The organism is Mesorhizobium sp. M0601, from assembly GCF_040320845.1.
Taxonomy (GTDB): domain Bacteria; phylum Pseudomonadota; class Alphaproteobacteria; order Rhizobiales; family Rhizobiaceae; genus Mesorhizobium.
The window spans coordinates 1-18,576 of record NZ_JAMYQK010000026.1; the positions used below are offsets into that span (position 1 = coordinate 1).

Here is an 18,576-nt window from a genome sequence, read left to right on the forward strand (position 1 = left end):
GGGCTCGATCACCCAAAGATGCTCCGGTCTCCCGTCCGCCACCGCACCTGCCTTCATAGCAGAGTCGGCAAGAAACAAGTTACAAAGGTGCCGGCAGGCGGATAAGGGGCAGCGCCGACTTCGACAATTCGCCGGTCGAGCGCCGCCCATTGGCGGCTCTCCGAATTGCTACTGCGCGCCGCGCGCGACGCGCTCGATTTCCTCGCGCACCAGCCGCTCGACCAGCGTCGGCAGGTTGTTGTCCAGCCAGTCCTGCAGCATCGGCCGCAGCATCTCCTCGGCCATCTCGTCGAAGGTCTTCTTGCTGCGGCTGGCAAACGCGTCTGAAAGCTCACCGAAGGCGGCGGCAACCTGCCGGCCCGTATGCTCCGAAAGGATCGCCGGCCGAAGGGACGGCGCCTCGCTGGCCGCCGGACGCGCCAATCCGATTCTAGAAGATTCCGGGCCGATTTTAGAACGTTCCGGGCCGCTTTCCGAAGGCTCCGGCCCAATTTCCGAAGGCTCCGGCACAGGTTCAGCAGTCGCCTCGTTCTCGAAAACCTCGGCTTTCGGCTCGGCGTCCGGCGTCCGGCGTGGCTCGGCGCGCTCCGGCTTGGCCATCGCGTCGCCGACCGCCGCGATCTCGCGCCGCCAATCGGCGATGATGGTGTCGGTCGTCTCGGCAGCCTTGGCTGTCGCAGGCCGATCCGGCTTTGCGGGAGCGGTGTTCACCTCAGCCAGCGTCACCGCTGCCTTTTCCGGGCCGGCGCGCAGCGGCGTTTCCAGGGGCTCAATGACCGGCGCGGCCGTTGGCTGCACCTCGGCGCGCGTCGCCGGCTTGGCGATCTCCAGCCCGCCGCGCAGTTCGGAGCGGAACGCATCCCCCTCCGCTGCCCGTCCGGCTGCCGGCGCCGGTTGCAGATCCTGGCGCAGCTCGTCGGCGTCGCCCGGCTGCTTGCGGCCGGTATCGCTGTCCTCGATGATCCTTCTGATGGAAGCTAGTATTTCTTCCATGGAAGGTTCGCGCTGTACGCTGCTTGCCGTCGCCATCGTCACATCCGCCGCCCTTGTGACTCGTTCCCAGATTTCCTGTCCGGCAATGCCGGATTCGAATCATGGCAACAGCGTAACCGACGGAACGGCTTGCGAGAATCCCCAATCTGGCGACATCTCGGATTTCAACAGATTAGGGTCGGGAGTTGAAAGCCCGCGCGTCGTTCGAGCGCGGGCTGAAAACACGGCCTGGCGATCAGCGGCCGTCCGGCGTGCGCAGACCGATCCACTTGTCCTTGACGGCGTTGTAATGCTCTTCGGGCCTGTACTTCGTCACGTTGAGCGCAAGGCGGTCTGCCGACAAATGGCCAACCGCCGAGAGGATGGCATAGCTCGCCACCACCACGTCGCGTTCGGCGCTGACAAGATTGATCTTGGCGGTGATGAGGGTCGCCTGCGCGTTGAGCACGTCGAGCGTGGTGCGCTGGCCGACATTGCGCTCTTCGATGACGCCGTTCAGGGCAAGCTGCGCGGCGGCGACCACCTGCCGGTTGGCCGTGACGCTTTGCTGCGCGGCGGTGTATTGCGACCATGCCGAGGTCACCGCCTGGCGCACGGTGTCGCGGCTGACATCGACCTCGATACGGGCCTGGCTAAGTGATTCCTTTGATTGGCGAACCAATGCCGAGGTCCGGCCGCCGGAATAGATCGGTATCGTCAATGTCGCACCGATGTTCGCCGAATTGGTTACGCCATCCTGTGTCGAGGAGAGCGAGCCGGGCGCGGTGCCGCGATAGGCGCTCGAAACACCCGCCGACGCCGAGAGTTGCGGCAGCAGCGCGCCTTCGGCAGACTTCACCGAAAACGCCGCCGCGTCGACCAGATGCGCGGTGGCGAGGATGGCCGGATGCTCGGCCGATGCGATCGCGATCGCTGCATCGAGGCTCGACGGCAACAGCTTCGACACCGGCGAAGCCGGCCTGAGCCTGCCCGGCTCGTCGCCGACGATCTGGCGATAGGTCGCGGCGCTTGCCAGCGCCGTGGCGCGGGCGGCGCTCAACTGCGCCACCGCGGAGGCACGCTGGGCGTCGGCTTGCGCGACGTCGGTGCGCGTACCTTCGCCGACCTCGAAGCGCGAACGCGCCGCACGCGCCTGCTCGGTCAGGAATTGCAGGTTCTGTTCGGTCAGCACGGCGACCTGACGGTCGCGGATAACATCCATATAGGCGCTTGCCGCGTTGAAAAGAGTGTTTTCTTCGGCGTTGCGCAGGCTTTCGAACGAAGCGCGGACCCGCGATTCGGCGGCCGCCACATTGTTCCTGGTCTGAAAACCGTCAAACAGCGTCTGGTCGATCTCGACGCCGAAGTTGCCGGTGGTCAACGAGATGTTTCGGTGCAACAGGTTGCTGTGGCTGGCGGTATAATCAATACTTCCGGAACCGGTGATGGTCGGGCGCCAGCCGGATTTGGCGATGGCAACGCCCTCGTCGGTGACGCGAACGCCGGCGCGTGAAGAATTGAGAGAGGAATTGTTCTGATAGGCCTTTGAAAGTGCCCCGAGAATGGTTTCGGCCGAGGCGGCCATTGGAGAAAGCGCGGTCGCCGAAACGAGGACAGCGGTAAAAAGCAACTTGCGTACAGACGGCACGTTATATTCCCTCATTCGTTTTGCACGGGAACTGCGCCACGCTGGCTTCTCCTTCTGATCAGCCGGCGCCGCGTTTTTTATCGTTCCCCCGCTGAAAGCCCCCAAGAAACACCCGGTTATGCAGATCAGCAACGATTGTTCAAACGCAAGCGATCATGACAGCGCCTTCGCTGCAAGGCAAAATCACTCAGAATTCGAAGGCGGGAATGCGTTCGAATCCCGGTAGTGGCTTAATTGCCGCATTAAATGCGCGTCTTCCCGTTACAACCCCTCCAGTCTTAAAAAAAAGCCGGGCTACGCCCGAATTGCCCTGCCCTTCAACGGCGACGAGTCGGCCGCCTTCGGCAAGCTGGTCGAACAGCGCCGCCGGCACCTCGCCGACGCTGCCGCCGATCAGGATCACGTCGTAAGGCGCCTTATCTGCGTGGCCTTGCGGCAGCGGCCCCTGGATCACGGTGACATTGCCGCAACCCAGCGCCGCAAGCGTCGAAGTGGCGGTCTCAGCCAGCGCCGCATCGCTTTCCAGCGCCACCACGGACCTTGCCAGCCGCGACAGGATCGCCGCCGCATAGCCGGTGCCGCAGCCGACATCGAGTGCCGAATCGCTTGGGCCGATATCGGCCAGCTGCATCAGCTTGGCCAATGGCGACGGCTCCATCAGATAGCGCGGGCCATCGGCCGTGTCGGCAATTCGGATATCCTCGTCGATATAGGCAAGATCGCGCTGGCCGGGGGCAACAAAGGCCTCGCGCGGCACCACAAGCATCGCCTCGAGCAACGGCGCGCTGGTCACGTCGGTGGTGCGGATCTGGCCGTCGACCATCTTCACCCGGCGTTCGGCAAAATCAGCGCTCATGTTCCAACCATCCGCTTGCCGCGCAAAGGCCGCGGCTGTTTCGACCGGAACTGAAGCCCCCCGGCGCTGACGCGCGGGAGCTCGGGCATTGGAGGCCTCGCCCGGAATCGAACCGGGGTGCAAGGATTTGCAGTCCTCTGCGTAACCACTCCGCCACGAGGCCTCATTGCTCCCGGCGTTCCACCCGGCTCCAATAGGTTGCGGCGAAAATGCCGTCAAGCGGCCACCATGCATTCCCAACGGTTCCTCGACATTCCATGCCCTGCCTTATCAACGCAATGCCTATGTTAGCAATAACATATTAGCTTATCGTTAAGCATGATTCTGGGCGACGGGAACCCGAAACCGGCGGCCACGTTGGGCAAAGAGGAGGCTCCGCCATGCGTCGAGCAGCTAGGAAGGACGGCACGTCGCGCGGATTGTCGCAGTCTGCAGAGCTTGTGCGCTATGCCATCGACCGCCTCAGCATAGAAGGCGCAAACAGCCTTCCGCCGCGCGACCGGGCGCGGCTGGCATCGGCTACCGCCGTTCTCAAGGAGCTTTGCGAACGCCTGGAGAGCTGTTTCGACCAACCTCGGTAAACGTATGGGCGGACGACGCCGCTCGCCGACATATGGCAGGCTGGCGGCCGTCAGCGGGCAATCTCAGTCAGGCCGGCGCCGTCGCTCCCACCAGACGACGAAGCGGCGCCGATGACGACGCACCAGGGCAAATTCGTAGGAGAGCACCAGCAGTCCGATCGGTACCATCCAGAAACCCAGGATCGGCAGGAAGCCGAGAATGCCGCCGATGATCAGCACGACGCCGATCGCAATCCTGAGGCCGCGCGAGCGCGGCATGGTGAACTGGCGGCCGAAGACCGAGATTTTCCGGGCCGGTGGCTGTTCGTCGCTCATTGCCGTCATGTGAAATGTCGATCCGTTTGCATCAGTAGCACCATCAGCCGGAGAAAGCCGCAACGGCCTTTTCTGTTCCTTGACAGGCGAGAGACAGCTCATATGAGGGCGCTCGCCGGCCATTGCCAGCAAGCCTCGCGCCAAAAAGCATCGAAAAAATGCGAAATGCTTCTTTGCAAAGCCGAAACGGGTTTGCTATAGGCTGCCCCACTCACGCAAGAGCCTCTGTTCCCCGGTAGCTCAGTGGTAGAGCAACCGGCTGTTAACCGGTTGGTCGCTGGTTCGAATCCGGCCCGGGGAGCCAACATCTACGCTGCGGTGCGATGCGGCCGCGGACCTATTCAATTTCCCTGTAGGATCATGCGCTTCGCTCCAGCCGGCGCGATGGGGAAGAAAGTTGTGGCCAACCTTCGCGCAAGCATCGACGCGATGTTCTGGTTATAACTAACGCTTCGAGTTGGATACCGGACCTCGACCTATGCCTTTCCTGCTGCGCCTATCGAGATTCAGGAATGAGCCGCTATCGACCACGCCCCTGAGTACAATATGACGAAGGGAACATCACGATCCCGACGGATCCCGATGCCGCAACGCGTCGACAATGATCTTGAACGCAGGAAGGTTTTGGCGGCGGCTCGGATAATAGAGAAAATAGCCATCGAAGAAGGGTGACCAGTTGTCGAGGACCTTCACCAGCAATCCTGAGACGACGTGCCGCTCCACGATGTTCTCGGGAACATAGGCGATGCCATAGCCACTCACTGCAGCGTCGATCATGGCGTAGGAGTTGTTGAAGGTAAGTTGACCGTCCACACGGACACGCAGCGCCTGTCCATCCTTCTCGAACTCCCATGCGTACAGACCACCGGCGGTTTCGTGACGCATGTTGATGCAGACGTGCCGGACCAGATCCTGCGGATGCACAGGCACGCTGTGCGCCGCGAAGTATCGCGGCGAAGCCACGGCGACTAAGCGCCAGTCCGGGCCGATGCGGACCGCGATCATGTCTTTCTCGACGCTCTCTCCAAGCCGGACACCGGCATCAAAACCTTCCTCGACAATGTTGCGGAAGGTGCTGTCCAGGATCAGTTCGACGCCGATGTCGGGATAGCCGCTGAGGACCGGCTTAAGCTTCGGCCAGACGACGCTTTCGAGCGCGTGGTCGGACAGGGTCAACCTGATCGAGCCTGACGGCTTTTCGCGGAGCGCCATCAGCGCTGTGATCTCGTCTTCGATTTCACCAATGCGCGGGGTGATCGTCTGTAGCAGCCTTTCGCCCGCAAAGGTCGTCGCGACATTACGCGTCGTGCGGGTCAGAAGGCGTATGCCCATGCGTGTTTCGAGCTGCTTGATCGTGTGACTGAGCGTCGATTGCGCGACGCCGAGCTTTGCCGCCGCCTTGGTGAAGCTGCGCTCTTCTGCGACAGCCTGAAACCACGTCAATTGGTTGAGATCGGTTCTGGCCATGAAGTTTCTCTCTCCGTCGCTTGCAGCAGATTATTCGATATGGTCGATAGGTTCATGCCGATTTATAGGGGTAATCGCTTTATGGCAAAACCATTAGGTTTGCACTGCAACAATGCATTACCGCGATGTCGGTGATTTGGATGACATGGATGTCGCAAAATGCGGCCGAGGCCGCCGGCAGGCCTGATGGTCGCGGCGATCCAGGCTTCGATCCTTCTGGGCGCGGTAGTCGGAGGGGTGCTGCTGTATGGTCTGACGATCCCCGCGATCTTCATCGGCAGCTTGGTTCTGGCCGGCTTCGCAATCGCGCTGATCGGCAACGGTCGGCGTCTGCTCAAACTCGAAGAGGACTGGCCAAAGTGGCGAGTGGTTCAATTCCAACCCAAACTTACAGGAGATCGGAAATGCCTTTGAATACCCCTGATACGAAAATACCAGCGCGTGAAATCCACCGGCGGGAGCTTTTGAAGCTGACCGGCTCCGGCATCGCCGCCTTCAGTGGGGCGTCACTCTTCAACTTTCCCTTCGCAAAGGCTCAAGACATGTCAAACGGTGCAAACAATTTCTATACAAGCGGTCAGGTGACGCTGGAGAAAGTGACCTTCAAAAGCCAATACCAGATGAATATTGCGGGAAATCTGCTCGTTCCCAAGAACCTCGACCGCAATGCACGTCATCCGGCCATCGTCGTCGGCCATCCAATGGGCGCGGTGAAAGAGCAAAGCGCGACCCTCTATGCCACCAAGATGGCCGAGCAGGGCTTCATCGCCATGGCGATCGACCTGCCATTCTGGGGCGAGAGCGAGGGCGAAGCCCGACAGATCGTTTCGCCGGATGTCTACGCCGAGGCGTTCAGCGCGGCGGTGGACTTCCTCGGGACACACGCGTTCGTGGACCGCAACCGCATTGGCGCGATTGGTGTCTGCGGCAGCGGCAGCTTCGTCATCAGCGCCGCCAAGATCGACCCGCGCATGCGCGCCATCGCCACGGTCAGCATGTATGACATGGGCGCGGCGAACCGAAACGCACTCAATCACTCGCTAAGCGTCGAGCAACGGAAGCAGATCATCGCAGCGGCCGCCGAACAGCGCTACTCCGAATTCGAAGGCGGCCAAGTCCAGTATACGGGCGGCACTGATCTCGAACTGACCGCGTCGACGCATCCCATCCAGCGCGAGTTCTACGATTTCTATCGGACACCCCGCGGAGAGTTTACCCCGGCGGGTGTCTCCGACCAGATAACGACTAAGCCGACGCTGACCAGCAACGTCAAATTCATGAACTTCTACCCGTTCAATGACATCGAGACGATCTCGCCGCGCCCAATGCTGTTCATCAGCGGCGATCAGGCGCATTCGAGGGAATTCAGCGAGGAAGCCTACAGACTGGCAGCCGAGCCCAAGGAACTGGTTTGGGTCCAGGGCGCCGGTCACGTCGATCTCTACGACCGTGTGGACCTGATTCCGTTCGACAGGCTTACCAGCTTCTTCAATCAGCACCTCTCCGCGTGACTGACGAGATGGAGCCTGTGTTTGCTGGGGCGGGCTCCATCTGCCTAGAAAACGGAGGAATGACCCGTGCTGAAATCACTGCTGAGCGCTGGCGTTATTGCATTTGGAATGGTTGGACCCAGGATGGCTCAAGAACGTATTCGCATTTCATCAGACTGGGGCGAGGTCACGGCCGATCTTGCCGATAACGAAGCCGCAAAATCTCTTGCTCAGATGTTGCCGCTTACCATTGAGATGAGCGACCACCTTCGCCAGGAAGAAGACCGGTAAATCTACCGGCTCCATTTCCGGAACAGACACGGCAGCGCGACTTCTCGGTCGGCACGCTCGGGCTGTGGAGTTCCGATCATTTCGTGATCTGCTATCGGAATGGTCGCGTCCCGTCGCCCGGCATCGTGTGCTCGGGAAGGTCGCCGGCGATGTTTCGACCTTTGATCGTCCCGGTTCCGTCACGGTGAGAATTGAACGTGCTGGCTGAGGCGTGTGCAGCGCGGTGGCATCACGGGAAACAGCGGCATGAGCCGGGTGCGGATTTCGACAGCGCCTGCCCCTGCGGTCACAGACGCCACGACCGGCATGGAGCACCTCCTTGCCACCGCGGCGACCCGCTCCCTGATTTCCCTCGTGATCGTACTGATCCCCAGGCCGCGTTCAACACTGCCGCGCGATACCGTCCCTAGCCGACCTTCACGAGCAATCCTCCTCGGCCCGCCGGCAACGAGTAGCGCCTCAGTGCGATCACGGTCACGTTTCGTTTCCTGTGCGCTTGCGGCGAATCCTGGCGTCGTCCGATCGCGAACTCGTAGTTCTCAGCTTCATCTTTCATTTGCCGGACGACATTGCCAGTCGCAAGGCCGCCCTGCCCTGGAAAGCCGCCTGCCCTAGATTGGACAGCGGCGCGGCAATGTTCCCAATGTAGGCCGCCCAAGCCAACCTGAATGACGGGAATTACGGAATTACGGTGACACTTTTTGCGGCGGCATTCAGGGCCTTTCCGCCGCAAATCTCAAATGCGCGTTTTTTAGCCTTCCCTGACCGGCAGCGCCTTTTCACCGGAATTGACCGCCCTATTTCGCCTCGACAGGTGGGTGGCTGCTTGCTGGACGAGTCCCTGCGACGAGTACGGCATGTGCTTCGAGGTAACCTCCAATGGACTTCCACGATCGGCACGTATTGAGGTTGCGGGTGAACGGAGAGGATCACAGCCTTTCCGATCTCGATCCCCGCGTCACGCTACTCGACCTGCTGCGCGAGCGGCTGCATCTGACCGGAACGAAAAAGGGATGCAATTTCGGCGAGTGCGGCGCCTGCACCGTGCATCTCGACGAACGGCGTGTGAATGCCTGCATGATACTTGCCGTGTCCTGCGAGGGACGCGAGGTCACGACGATCGAAGGGCTGGCAGACGGCGACGCGCTTCATCCCGTGCAGCAGGCGTTCATCGATCATGATGGTTTCCAGTGCGGATTCTGCACGCCCGGCCAGGTGATGTCGGCGGCGGCGCTGATCGAGGAGGGACACACCGGCTCCGATGCCGAGATCCGCGAATGGATGAGCGGCAATCTGTGCCGCTGCTCCGCCTATCCGCAAATCGCCGAGGCGGTGCGGGCGGCGGCCTGGAGGGTGAGCCAATGACCCCATTCGTCTACGCGCGCGCCGATAGCCTGGGCGACACGATCGCGGCCGGTGCCGCGCCGGACAGCGCCTTTCTCGCCGGCGGCACCGAATTGCTCAACTGGCTGCGCCTTGGCATTGCCGAGCCGGTGCGGATCATCGACATCTCCCGCCTCGACGGGCTGGATCAGATCGAGGCACTGCCCGGCGGCGGCTTGACGATCGGCGCGCTGATGCATCTCAACGATGTCGCGCAGCATGCGCTGGTCATGCGCGATTATCCGGTGTTGAGCCAGGCGATCCTCAACGCAGCGTCGCCGCAGCTGAGAAACCTCGCAACGATAGGCGGCAATCTGCTGCAGAAGACGCGCTGCGCCTATTTCCGTGCCGAAGAGCAGCTGCCATGCAATAAACGTGAGCTCGGCTCCGGCTGCTCGGCATTGCATGGCATCAACGACAATCACGCAATCTTCGGCTGGACCAAGGATTGCGTCGCCACCCAGCCATCCGACCCGGCCGTGGCGCTGGCAGCACTTGATGCGGTCATCGTCACCGCGCACCGCAGCGGCGGCCGGCGCATTCCGGCAACGGAATTCCACCTGCTTCCCGACACGCGGCCCGAGGCGGACAATGTGTTGCAGCAAGGCGAACTGATCACGGCAATCGAGCTGCCGGCGCCGGCGCCGCGATCGGCTTACCTCAAGGTGCGCGAGCGCGAATCCTACGAATACGCCATCGTCTCTGCCGCCGCTGTGCTGGAGATGGACGGCCAAACCATCCGTCGGGCGGCCCTGGCGCTGGGGTCCGTCGCGCTGCGGCCGTGGCGGCTGAGCGCCGCCGAGGAGCAGCTCGCCGGTGCCGAAATCGGCGATCGCGAGGCGTTGAGCACCACTATCGAGCAATCCTTCGCCGAAGCGCGTCCCTTGTCGCAGAACGCCTACAAGATCGAACTGGCCAAGACCGCCACTTTGCGGGCGATCGAAAGAGCAGCGAGGATGCCGTCATGATGATCAGCCAGCCTGTTGCCCGCCCTGACGGCGGCGTCAAGGTGACCGGCCGCGCCCGCTATGCGGCCGACTATTTCGCCCCCGACCTGCTCTATGCGGTACTCGTGACCGCGCCCGTTCCGGCCGGCCGCGTGACGTCGATCATGGTCGACGACGCGCTCGCCGAGAAGGGCGTCGTGCGTGTGCTCACGCATGAGGACATGCCAAAATTCGCCGGTTCGCATCGCCAAGGGCCGAGCCGGATACGCAGATGCAGCAAGCCGAAGGCCCGCCGGCCGCGCAGAGCTTCATGCCCATGCAGAGCGACGAAATACGTCACGAGGGCCAGCCGCTTGCCATTGTGCTGGGCGAGACGCTGGAGGCGGCGGAAGCCGGCGCTCGCCGCGTCGCGTTGCGCTACGAGTTCGCCGAGCCGGAGTTGCCGGCACCGCCGGAGTGGACCGCCATCGACAAGGCTGCAGTCTCGCCGAGGGAGAGCGGCTTCCTGTTCCTGGAGCCGACGTTTACGAAGGGCGAGGTCGACCGCGGGCTTGCTGACGCCGCCGCCACGGTCGAAGCCGTCTATTTGCAGCCGTCGCGCCATCACAACGCGATGGAGCCCTCGGCGACGCTCGCTGAGTGGAATGACGGAGAGCTGACGCTGCACGATGCCACGCAGCACGTCTACGGTGTCCGCCAGGTGCTTGCCGCCCGCATGAATGTCCCGGCCGAGAAGGTCCGCGTGATTTCCCGCCATACCGGCGGCGGCTTCGGCGGCAAGGGTTGGATCTGGCCGCATCAGGTGCTGGCCGCCGCCGCTGCGCGCATCATGCAGCGCCCGGTCAGGCTGGCGCTAAGCCGCGCCAACGCCTATTCCTGCCTCGGCTATCAGCCGCGCATGGCGCAGAAGATCGTGCTGGCGGCGGACAGCTCGGGCAAGCTGACCGCCGTGCAACAGGACGTGATCAACCTGACCACCGTGAGCGACGATTTCGTCGAGTTCGCCACCGAAGCCTCGAAGGGTCTCTACGCCACGCCGGCGATGCGTCTCAGCCAGCGCGTCGAGCGCGCGAACGTCGCCATGCCGACGGCGCTGCGCGCGCCGGTCGAGGGTCCCGGCACCTGGGCCCTCGAAAGCGCGATGGACGAGCTCGCCCACCGCCTGGGCGTCGATCCACTCGACCTGCGTCTGATCAACCATGCGGACACGGATCCGGCCACCGGCCAGCCCTGGTCATCGAAGAAGCTGCGCGAGGCCTATGAGGAAGGCGCCCGCCTGTTCGGCTGGCGCGAGCGCCCGCGCAAGCCGCAACGCGACGGCGATTGGCTGATCGGCTACGGCATGGCGACCTGTACCATGGGTTGTTTCCGCCACCCGACACCTGCAGCCGAGGTCAGGCTGCACAGGGACGGCACGGTGCTCATCCGCACCGGCACGCAGGACATAGGGACCGGAACACTCACCATCTTTCCGCAGATCGCAGCCGACGTGCTGGGCCTGCCGATGGAGAAGATCGAGTTGGAAATGGGCGATACGCAGCTGCCGGAGGCGGGACCGACCTATGGCTCGTCATCGACCATGGGGGTGGGCGCGGCGGTGCTTGCCGCCGCCGAAGATGCGCGTTCGCAGCTTGCCCGTCTTGCCAATCTGCTGCCGGACGAGGTGGAGATGCAGGACGGCAAGATTCGCCGCAGGGGCGCTGCCGGCGGTCAGACGATCGCCGATGTGATGAGCCATACCGACATCGGCGAGATCGTCGGCTCCGGCTCGTTCGATCCGGCGCAGCATGGCAAAGGCCTCGCCATGCGCACTTTCGGCGCGATTTTCATGGAGGTCGGCGTCGATCCGGGGCTCGGCCTGCTCAGGCTCCGTCGCGCCGTCGGCAGCTACAGCGCCGGCCGCATCGTCAATCCCCGCACCGCACGCAGCCAGATGACGGGCGGCATCATCTGGGGCTGGGGCATGGCGGCCATGGAGCAGAGCAGGCACGAACCGGTGCTTGGGCGGTTCCTGTCGAAGAACCTTTCCGGGGTCGCCATTCCGGTCAACGCCGACATTCCCGGCGACATCATAATCCACTTCGTCGATGAGGTGGACGAGCATGCCAGCCCGATCGGCGGCAAAGGCATCGGCGAACTCGGCGCCACCGGCGTTGCCGCTGCTGTTGCCAACGCCGTCTTCGACGCCACAGGCAAGCGGATCCGGGAGTTGCCGATCACGCCGGAAAAACTGCTGTCGAAGGATCGGCCCGCGGAAGCGTCTGCTCGACCAGGTTGACGTAATAGCGCATCACCGTCGGCACGATCTCGTCGTTGAAAACGTAGCGGTCGCCATGCAGGCCTTTGCCCGGGCCAGCCTCGCCGGCGCCGATCCAGGCATAGCAGCCGCCGGCGTCGCGGATCATGAAAGCGAAATCCTCGCAGCCGAGACTGGGGCTGAACTCGGTCAAGACATTCTCCCGGCCGACGACGGGGGCGGCGGCCTCGACGGCGCGGGCCGTCGCATCCGCCGTATTGATCAGCGGCGGATAGCCCTTCCTGTAGTCGAGCCTGGCCTTGAGCGAATGCGCGGCGGCAATACCTTGTGCGATCTCGCCGATCAGCCTCTCGCAATGGTCGGAAAGGCCGTGCTCGAAGAAGCGGCAGGTGCCTTGCAGCCAGACCTTGCCCGGCACGATGTTGCCGACATTGCCGCCATGGATCTGCGTGATGCTGACGACAAGCGCGCTCTGCGGGTCGACCGAGCGGCTGACGATGCGCTGGACGGCTTGCACGAAGGCGCTGGCGGCCAGGATCGGGTCGTCGCCGAGCTGCGGCATCGCGGCATGCGCGCCAAGACCCTCGAAGGTCAGCTCGAAATTATCGACGGCCGCCATTTGCGGCCCGACGCGGGCGGCGATCGTCCCCAGCCTGATGCCCGGCCAGTTGTGGACCGCATAGACCGCTTCGACCCGAAAGCGCTTGAACAGGCCGTCCTCGATCATGCGCATGCTGCCGCCCTCGTTTTCCTCGGCCGGCTGAAAGATGAAAGTGACGGTGCCGTCGAAGGCGCGCGATTGACTGAGCAGTTTGGCGGCGCCGAGCAGCATGGCGGTGTGGCCGTCATGGCCACAGGCGTGCATCACGCCCTCTCTCCTCGAAGCATAGGGCAAGCCGGTTTTCTCCAGCACCGGAAGCGCGTCGAGCTCGGCGCGAAGGCCGATGGCGCGTGCGCCGCCACCGCTGCGCAGGACACCGACGACGCCGGTGCCGCCGATCCCTTCATGCACCTCGTCGACGCCGAAGGAGCGCAGCTTCTCTGCAACGAAACGCGCCGTTTCGTATTCATTGAATGCGAGCTCCGGATTGGCATGGAGATGGTGCCGCCAGCCTATAACCTCTGGTGTCAGCGCGGCGACGGGGTCATTATGCAACATGATGCCTCCTTTCCGCCGACAAAAAGCGGCTTGGTTTGCCAGCCATAGAAGGCCCGGCGAGAGGCGTCTTGAACCGGATTGACCATGGCAAGGACAAACGAAGCGGCAGAGACCGGGAAATACTGGCGCCATCCGTGTTTTCCCGACCTGGGCCTGTTCGAGGCGCGCTTCACCCGGCACCGTTACGACCTGCACACGCACCCGACCTATGTGATCGCCCTGATCACCTCTGGCTGCGAGCGCATTCGCATCGGCCGCAAAAGCGTTCTCGCTCCGGCAGGCACCATTGCCGTCGTCAATCCCGAGGAGTGGCATGACGGCGAACGCGGCGCGGACGAAGGCTGGGCCTACCGGACGTTTTATCCTTCGGTGCCGCTGATGACCGCGCTTGCCCGCGAACTCGGCCGGGACGGCGCTCCAATGTTTTCGCGCGCGACGATCGAAGACAGCAGTCTCGCCGCGGCATTGATGGCAGCACACCAGGGCTCGACATCCCCGGAAACAATGACGGCCGAGACGTCCCTGCTCGTGGCGCTGCGACGGCTGATCGTTCGGCATGGCGGCTCGAGCGGACAGGCCGAAGAGATCGAAAGCTCAGGATCGCAGCGGAGGTTTTCGCTCTGTCGCGACCTTATCGAAAGCGAACTTGGTTCGCAGCTCGACCTCAAGCGGCTTGCCGGCGTGGCAGGCGTGACCCGGTTCCAGGTCATCCGCGACTTCAACAAGGCGATCGGCCTGACGCCGGCGGCCTATATCCGGGACCGGCGATTGCGCCGGGCGAGCGCGCTGATCGAACAGGGATCTGGCCTCGCCGACGCCGCTATCGCAGCAGGTTTCGCGGACCAGAGCCATCTGTCCCGTACATTCCGGGCTATGCATGGCATGACGCCAGGCATGTTCAGAAGAGCGGGATAAGGCGCTCCCCAACAGACAAGCTTGCGCACCAATGCGTGCTGCGCGATGCTGACGCAGCCTGGGGGAATCATGCGAAAAATCTTGGCGCCGACGCTGCTGCTCGCGGCTGCACTGTTTGCAAACAACGCCCAGGCGCTGGATGCCGGCGGGACGCCGGTTGTCGTGACCCCGCTTGCCTCTCGCACCGAGACCGCGTCCGGCCAGCCGATCACGCTGCCGCAGAACAACGTCCAGGTCCTGGTCTCGGCCTATCAGATCGCGCCGGGCGCGACCTTGCCGGTCCACAAGCATCCGTTTCCGCGCTATGCCTATGTCGAGGCCGGCACGCTTCAGGTCACCAATGTCGAGACCGGCAAGAGCAACACCTATCAAACAGGTGATTTCATCATCGAGATGATCGGGCAATGGCATCAGGCGACCAATGTCGGCGCCGACCCGGTCAAGCTGCTGGTCATCGACCAGGTCGAAGAAGGCACCAAGAACACCGTGTTGCGCCAGTAGCTGCCAGGTCTGAGAAACGGCGTCCGGGGCGGATCCAGCACAGCGCGTAACAGACGTCAGAACGCGAACCCCTCCGGCAAATTGTGATTCCAATAGCCTTCCTCGACCAGTTCACTTATGCGCCAGCCCTCGGACGTGCGTACGACGCGGTCTCGATACCAAAGCCCCTGGAAGAAGACCTGCCTTTTGCCTTCGCCGAGGTCTACCACCATCGGGCATGAACAATGCACGCGCGCGCTGGCCTGGTCCCCTCGGAGATCCAGAAGGATTGTCGAAATGGCGTGCTGCGAGATCAATATCTTGGAAAGGGCGCCTTTCATGTAAGCAACATGCTCATCCACACCGCTCCTGATTCCACCTGTTACAGTGTCGTCAAGCAAGGCATCGGGTGTGAATATTTTGCGATAGGCTTCCCAGTCGCGATCGTCCACCGCATAGCAATAGCGAACAAGCAGCTGTTCGATCTCAAGCCTATCGGAAACCTCCTGCAATGAAAGGGTCATGTCCTGTCTCCGCGGTTGGCGGCACTAATGCCGCATGCGCCAAGCCTGCCCCGACATTTCGATCAATATTCACGTTGCCGATGCTCCGAGCAACCTCGCCGCGCGATTGGGACTGCGCAAACCCGAACACTCATTTGGCCTTCGCCTTAACCCGGTCGGCCGCAGCGGCCAGCACGGCGCGATCCCCCTCTTCGTACAAGCGGCGGATGGAGATTGCCTTGACGCGCCAACCTTCCGGCGTCCGCACCAGCCGGTGGAGATAGCTGCCACCGACCGTCCAGAACCGCCCGCCGATCCAGTGGGTTGCGCGGACATGGCTGCGTGCGACCGCGTCATTGCCCGCGCCCTCGACGGTGATGTTGGTTATGAGGTGCTGGGTGGCGTCGAAGCCCGGCAGCAGCCCTTGCCACTGCGCGATCAACGCGTCGCGGCCGCTAGTCGTGACCTCGCCGCCGAACAGGCTGGTGTAGTCGGTCGTGACACGGGCCGCGAGATAGGATCTGACCCGGTTCCATTCACGCAGATCGGCATAGAGGCCGATCCCGGCAATCGCCTCGGCGATTGCGATCCTGTCTTTGACCGTCAGCGCATCTCCCGGAGCGCTCGAGGCGGGCGCCGAGACGGCGGAAATCATCGCAGCGGAAACCGCCGAGGCCAGGACATGCCGGCGCGTGACGAGGCTCATTGTCCCGCCTCCCCCGCACTGCCCAGCGTCGCGCGGAAGTGCGCGGCGACGGCATCGCTTGCGGCCTCCACCGGCGCGGCACGATCGTAGAAATCGAATTGGGTGACGTTGTCGAGCCACAGCTCCCGCCTGGAACTGTTCAGCCGCGTGTAGAATTTGTGCGCCCCCTTCGGAATGGCAGCCGCCTCGCTGTGCACCATCAAAAAAGGCTGGCGCAGGCGCGGAGCAGCCTGGATGGCGTCGAACGTCAGCCAGCCGCGCCAGAACGCCGGATCGGCCTCGTTGCGCCAGGCCGGGATCATGCCGCGATCGGGTTCGGTGTAGTAAGGCACCTTGAACATGATCGCGCGCTCGTCGGTCAGGCTCGCGGCCGGAAGGAATGCCTGTCTGCCGGTGCGGCGATATTCCGCCTCTGCCGCATCGCTCGTGGCTTCAAGCCTGGCGACGCCATGCCTGCCGCCATAGGCCTGCTCGACCACTTCGGCATCCTGTAACCAGGGCGCAACGAGGGCGACCGATTTGATCGCCGCGTTTTCGGCGGCGGCGGTGACCATATAGCCGGAGCTGGCGCAAATGCCGAGCCCGCCGATGCGGTCCTGATCGGCTTCGGGCCGGCTCGAGAGATAGGCGACCGCCGCTTCGATGTCGGCGATCTTGGCCCTAGGATCCTCGTACTGGCGGCGTAGGCCGCCGCTTTCGCCCCAACCGCGAAAATCGAAGGTCAAGGCGACGAAGCCACGATCGGCCATCTCGCGGGCGTAGCGGGCCGGCATCTGTTCCTTCACCGTCATCCAGGCGCCGGTCACGACCAGCGCCGGCCGAGGTTTTGCCACGTCCATATCCTCCGGCAGATAGAGCTCGCCGACAAGCTGCTCACCATGCGAGGAGAATGTGACGTGCTCGACGCGCGGTGCGGCGACGGCATTGGTGACGGCGAGCGCGGCGGTGGTTGCTACGGCAAGTGTCAGGGTTTTAAACATCGCAAGTCTCCTTTGGCTTGGAGTGAGAAGCGCTGCGCGTTGCGAGAAAGACCGCCGTCTCAGCGCTCGCCAGCCAGTCGGCCGGGCAGCGGCTTCAGCGGGTAATGCGCCCAGTAGAAAGCGTCCGACTGGTACATGTCGGTCAAAAAATTCTGTGCCTCGGCGATCTTGCCGTCCTTGATGCGGAACATCAGCGCGTAGAACTGGTCGATCTCGGGACCTGAGCCGACATTCGACCAGCCGCGATGGACGTCGACAACGAGGTCGCCCTGCGCCTGGAAGAAGATCGGCTCGGCCTTGAACTTGCCGTCGGCCAGGCCGCGGAAGAAGGCGACCACCTCGTCCGGCCCGCGCTTGTCGCCGGCGAGCGGATGATGGCCGGGAATGCGCCACACGATATCAGGCGCGAGGAAGGGCCGCACGGCCTCGGGATTACCGGTCGCGTAAGCTGCGTAATAGCCTTTGATGAGCTGGATATTGCGGTCTTCCAGTGGCCCGCTGTGCGCCGGGGCGGCAGACACCGCCAGAAGAGTGCCGGCGGCGAGTAAAGCAAGCCTGGTCATCGGTCCTGTCTCCTTGCCTGTTCGAGCCGTTCCCAACACCGAGGCCCGTTCGTCAGACCCAACATGACGCCTTTCGTTCGCCGGAAAAACCGGTAGAATTCGACAGGGCTATTTGGAAAATCCTTACAATGCGCCTCGACCAGTTCAGCGGCATCGTCGCCTTCGTCAAAGTCGCCGAGGCCAAAAGCTTCACCCGCGCCGCCGCCGAGCTCGGCGTCGCTCCGGCCTCGTTAAGCGAGGCGATCAAGGGGCTCGAGGAGCGCCTGCGGGTGCGGCTGCTCAACCGGACGACCCGCAGCGTTGGCTTGACCGAAGCTGGCGCTGAATACCTCGACCACGTGCGCCCGGCAGCCGAAGATATCTGGGCGGCTGGCGCGGCACTGCGCGAAGCTCGCGACCGTCCCGCCGGCACGCTGCGCCTCAGCCTGCCCTGGATCGCCGCGCCGCTGCTGATAGAGCCACTGATGCGGCCGTTCATGGATGCTTATCCCGAAGTGCGGCTTAGTCTGATTTTCGACGACAGCTTCGTCGACATCGCCGCCGAGGGCTTCGATGCCGGCCTGCGCATCGGCGAACTTCTCGAGAGAGATATGATCGGCGCGCGCCTGGGCGGGCCCCTGCAGATGGTCGTGGTGGGCAGCCCCGATTATCTGGCGCGCAACGGTACGCCGAAGCGGCCGGCAGACCTCGCCGCCCATCGCTGCATCGCATTCGCCCTCACCCGCACCCGCACGATTTCACCCTGGGAATTCATTGTGGAGGGACGCGAAGTCGCATTTACGCCGGACGCATGTCTGGTCGTGAACACACTTCCGCTGTGCATTACCGCCGCCGCGCAAGGGCTGGGCCTCGCCTTCGCCGTCGAGGGCCTCGCCGCGCCGCTTCTCGCCTCAGGCGCGCTGGTCAAGGTGCTGGAGCCTTTCTGTCCCGCTTACGAGCCGCTCCACCTCTATTATCCGAGCCGCCGCCTGGTACCGCCGAAGCTGCGAGCCTTCATCGACTTCGTCCGCGCGAATTCGTACAAGCTGCGGATCTGAAGTGGCTTTTCGAGAACCCGGCCCCG

Annotated in this window: 19 protein-coding genes, 2 tRNA genes and 1 pseudogene; 11 read left to right on the top strand and 11 right to left on the bottom strand. The window is 63.3% G+C overall.

Going from position 1 to position 18,576, the window contains the following annotated elements; genetic code table 11:
- Positions 1-168 precede the first annotated feature (168 nt).
- From NKI41_RS21400 to NKI41_RS21420, 5 genes are all read right to left on the bottom strand, one after another.
- Positions 169-1,029, bottom strand: coding sequence for a DUF2497 domain-containing protein (locus NKI41_RS21400; protein ID WP_352685024.1), 861 nt, complete (start codon positions 1,027-1,029; stop codon positions 169-171).
- Between the two features lie 199 nt (positions 1,030-1,228).
- Complete coding sequence (locus NKI41_RS21405; RefSeq protein WP_352470406.1) at positions 1,229-2,620, bottom strand: TolC family outer membrane protein; 1,392 nt, start codon at positions 2,618-2,620, stop codon at positions 1,229-1,231.
- A gap of 187 nt (positions 2,621-2,807) precedes the next feature.
- Positions 2,808-3,476: a protein-L-isoaspartate O-methyltransferase family protein gene (locus tag NKI41_RS21410; protein WP_352685026.1), complete on the bottom strand. Its 669-nt coding sequence runs from the start codon at positions 3,474-3,476 to the stop codon at positions 2,808-2,810.
- An 89-nt stretch (positions 3,477-3,565) separates the two neighbouring features.
- Positions 3,566-3,639 (bottom strand) — tRNA-Cys (locus tag NKI41_RS21415).
- A 481-nt stretch (positions 3,640-4,120) separates the two neighbouring features.
- Positions 4,121-4,381: a hypothetical protein gene (locus NKI41_RS21420; protein WP_023676401.1), complete on the bottom strand. Its 261-nt coding sequence runs from the start codon at positions 4,379-4,381 to the stop codon at positions 4,121-4,123.
- 220 nt (positions 4,382-4,601) lie between these two features.
- Between NKI41_RS21420 and NKI41_RS21425 the strand changes: the two genes are divergently transcribed.
- A tRNA-Asn gene (locus tag NKI41_RS21425) sits at positions 4,602-4,676 on the top strand.
- A 257-nt stretch (positions 4,677-4,933) separates the two neighbouring features.
- Here the strand turns inward: NKI41_RS21425 and NKI41_RS21430 are convergent.
- Positions 4,934-5,839 carry a LysR family transcriptional regulator gene (locus NKI41_RS21430; protein ID WP_352539727.1) on the bottom strand — a complete coding sequence of 302 codons (906 nt, stop codon included), beginning with the start codon at positions 5,837-5,839 and terminating at the stop codon, positions 4,934-4,936.
- A gap of 186 nt (positions 5,840-6,025) precedes the next feature.
- Between NKI41_RS21430 and NKI41_RS21435 the strand changes: the two genes are divergently transcribed.
- The 7 genes and pseudogenes from NKI41_RS21435 (at position 6,026) to NKI41_RS21465 (ending at position 12,228) form a co-directional block, all read left to right on the top strand.
- The gene (locus tag NKI41_RS21435) at positions 6,026-6,253 is read left to right on the top strand and encodes a hypothetical protein (protein WP_352685028.1); all 228 of its coding nucleotides are present in this window, start codon (positions 6,026-6,028) and stop codon (positions 6,251-6,253) included.
- Between the two features lie 50 nt (positions 6,254-6,303).
- Positions 6,304-7,350 carry an alpha/beta hydrolase gene (locus NKI41_RS21440; RefSeq protein ID WP_352685030.1) on the top strand — a complete coding sequence of 349 codons (1,047 nt, stop codon included), beginning with the start codon at positions 6,304-6,306 and terminating at the stop codon, positions 7,348-7,350.
- Between the two features lie 66 nt (positions 7,351-7,416).
- Positions 7,417-7,620, top strand: a complete 204-nt coding sequence (locus tag NKI41_RS21445; protein WP_352470375.1) for a cyclophilin-like fold protein — start codon at positions 7,417-7,419, stop codon at positions 7,618-7,620.
- Between the two features lie 879 nt (positions 7,621-8,499).
- A complete protein-coding gene (locus NKI41_RS21450) occupies positions 8,500-8,985 on the top strand; it encodes a (2Fe-2S)-binding protein (RefSeq protein ID WP_352685032.1) in 486 nt (161 codons plus the stop codon).
- Complete coding sequence (locus NKI41_RS21455; protein ID WP_352685033.1) at positions 8,982-9,971, top strand: FAD binding domain-containing protein; 990 nt, start codon at positions 8,982-8,984, stop codon at positions 9,969-9,971. Before NKI41_RS21450 ends, NKI41_RS21455 begins: the two co-directional genes overlap by 4 nt.
- A pseudogene (locus NKI41_RS21460) lies at positions 9,971-10,168 on the top strand (hypothetical protein); the annotation flags it as partial. The gene NKI41_RS21455 and the pseudogene NKI41_RS21460, both read left to right, overlap by 1 nt.
- A gap of 53 nt (positions 10,169-10,221) precedes the next feature.
- Positions 10,222-12,228, top strand: coding sequence for a xanthine dehydrogenase family protein molybdopterin-binding subunit (locus NKI41_RS21465; RefSeq protein ID WP_352685035.1), 2,007 nt, complete (start codon positions 10,222-10,224; stop codon positions 12,226-12,228).
- Here the strand turns inward: NKI41_RS21465 and NKI41_RS21470 are convergent.
- Positions 12,167-13,366, bottom strand: coding sequence for an amidohydrolase (locus NKI41_RS21470; protein ID WP_352685037.1), 1,200 nt, complete (start codon positions 13,364-13,366; stop codon positions 12,167-12,169). The two genes, NKI41_RS21465 and NKI41_RS21470, sit on opposite strands and share 62 nt — an antisense overlap.
- Positions 13,367-13,450: 84 nt before the next feature.
- Between NKI41_RS21470 and NKI41_RS21475 the strand changes: the two genes are divergently transcribed.
- The gene (locus NKI41_RS21475; RefSeq protein WP_352685039.1) at positions 13,451-14,281 is read left to right on the top strand and encodes an AraC family transcriptional regulator; all 831 of its coding nucleotides are present in this window, start codon (positions 13,451-13,453) and stop codon (positions 14,279-14,281) included.
- A 69-nt stretch (positions 14,282-14,350) separates the two neighbouring features.
- Entirely contained in the window at positions 14,351-14,782 is a 432-nt protein-coding gene (locus NKI41_RS21480; protein WP_352539722.1) for a cupin domain-containing protein, read from the top strand.
- 56 nt (positions 14,783-14,838) lie between these two features.
- Here NKI41_RS21480 and NKI41_RS21485 read toward each other — a convergent pair whose 3' ends face one another.
- The 4 genes from NKI41_RS21485 to NKI41_RS21500 all read right to left on the bottom strand — a co-directional run bounded on the left by NKI41_RS21485 (position 14,839) and on the right by NKI41_RS21500 (position 17,513).
- The gene (locus NKI41_RS21485; RefSeq protein ID WP_352685041.1) at positions 14,839-15,285 is read right to left on the bottom strand and encodes a nuclear transport factor 2 family protein; all 447 of its coding nucleotides are present in this window, start codon (positions 15,283-15,285) and stop codon (positions 14,839-14,841) included.
- Between the two features lie 130 nt (positions 15,286-15,415).
- Positions 15,416-15,970, bottom strand: a complete 555-nt coding sequence (locus NKI41_RS21490; protein ID WP_352685043.1) for a nuclear transport factor 2 family protein — start codon at positions 15,968-15,970, stop codon at positions 15,416-15,418.
- Positions 15,967-16,950, bottom strand: a complete 984-nt coding sequence (locus NKI41_RS21495; protein ID WP_352685045.1) for an alpha/beta hydrolase — start codon at positions 16,948-16,950, stop codon at positions 15,967-15,969. Before NKI41_RS21495 ends, NKI41_RS21490 begins: the two co-directional genes overlap by 4 nt.
- Positions 16,951-17,009: 59 nt before the next feature.
- Positions 17,010-17,513: a nuclear transport factor 2 family protein gene (locus NKI41_RS21500; RefSeq protein ID WP_352614021.1), complete on the bottom strand. Its 504-nt coding sequence runs from the start codon at positions 17,511-17,513 to the stop codon at positions 17,010-17,012.
- A gap of 128 nt (positions 17,514-17,641) precedes the next feature.
- Here NKI41_RS21500 and NKI41_RS21505 point away from each other — a divergent pair, with 128 nt between their 5' ends.
- Entirely contained in the window at positions 17,642-18,550 is a 909-nt protein-coding gene (locus NKI41_RS21505; protein ID WP_352685047.1) for a LysR family transcriptional regulator, read from the top strand.
- Positions 18,551-18,576 lie beyond the last annotated feature (26 nt).

What these genes read in the sequence shown, in the direction of transcription:
- NKI41_RS21430 (WP_352539727.1), bottom strand. Translation starts at nt 5,839, where the DNA reads ATGGCCAGAACCGATCTCAACCAATTGACGTGGTTTCAGGCTGTCGCA.
- NKI41_RS21410 (WP_352685026.1), bottom strand. Translation starts at nt 3,476, where the DNA reads ATGAGCGCTGATTTTGCCGAACGCCGGGTGAAGATGGTCGACGGCCAG.
- NKI41_RS21455 (WP_352685033.1), top strand. Translation starts at nt 8,982, where the DNA reads ATGACCCCATTCGTCTACGCGCGCGCCGATAGCCTGGGCGACACGATC.
- NKI41_RS21485 (WP_352685041.1), bottom strand. Translation starts at nt 15,285, where the DNA reads ATGACCCTTTCATTGCAGGAGGTTTCCGATAGGCTTGAGATCGAACAG.
- NKI41_RS21400 (WP_352685024.1), bottom strand. Translation starts at nt 1,029, where the DNA reads ATGGCGACGGCAAGCAGCGTACAGCGCGAACCTTCCATGGAAGAAATA.
- NKI41_RS21470 (WP_352685037.1), bottom strand. Translation starts at nt 13,366, where the DNA reads ATGTTGCATAATGACCCCGTCGCCGCGCTGACACCAGAGGTTATAGGC.
- NKI41_RS21450 (WP_352685032.1), top strand. Translation starts at nt 8,500, where the DNA reads ATGGACTTCCACGATCGGCACGTATTGAGGTTGCGGGTGAACGGAGAG.
- NKI41_RS21495 (WP_352685045.1), bottom strand. Translation starts at nt 16,950, where the DNA reads ATGTTTAAAACCCTGACACTTGCCGTAGCAACCACCGCCGCGCTCGCC.
- NKI41_RS21435 (WP_352685028.1), top strand. Translation starts at nt 6,026, where the DNA reads ATGGTCGCGGCGATCCAGGCTTCGATCCTTCTGGGCGCGGTAGTCGGA.
- NKI41_RS21475 (WP_352685039.1), top strand. Translation starts at nt 13,451, where the DNA reads ATGGCAAGGACAAACGAAGCGGCAGAGACCGGGAAATACTGGCGCCAT.
- NKI41_RS21420 (WP_023676401.1), bottom strand. Translation starts at nt 4,381, where the DNA reads ATGACGGCAATGAGCGACGAACAGCCACCGGCCCGGAAAATCTCGGTC.
- NKI41_RS21480 (WP_352539722.1), top strand. Translation starts at nt 14,351, where the DNA reads ATGCGAAAAATCTTGGCGCCGACGCTGCTGCTCGCGGCTGCACTGTTT.
- NKI41_RS21505 (WP_352685047.1), top strand. Translation starts at nt 17,642, where the DNA reads ATGCGCCTCGACCAGTTCAGCGGCATCGTCGCCTTCGTCAAAGTCGCC.
- NKI41_RS21490 (WP_352685043.1), bottom strand. Translation starts at nt 15,970, where the DNA reads ATGAGCCTCGTCACGCGCCGGCATGTCCTGGCCTCGGCGGTTTCCGCT.
- NKI41_RS21465 (WP_352685035.1), top strand. Translation starts at nt 10,222, where the DNA reads ATGCAGCAAGCCGAAGGCCCGCCGGCCGCGCAGAGCTTCATGCCCATG.
- NKI41_RS21500 (WP_352614021.1), bottom strand. Translation starts at nt 17,513, where the DNA reads ATGACCAGGCTTGCTTTACTCGCCGCCGGCACTCTTCTGGCGGTGTCT.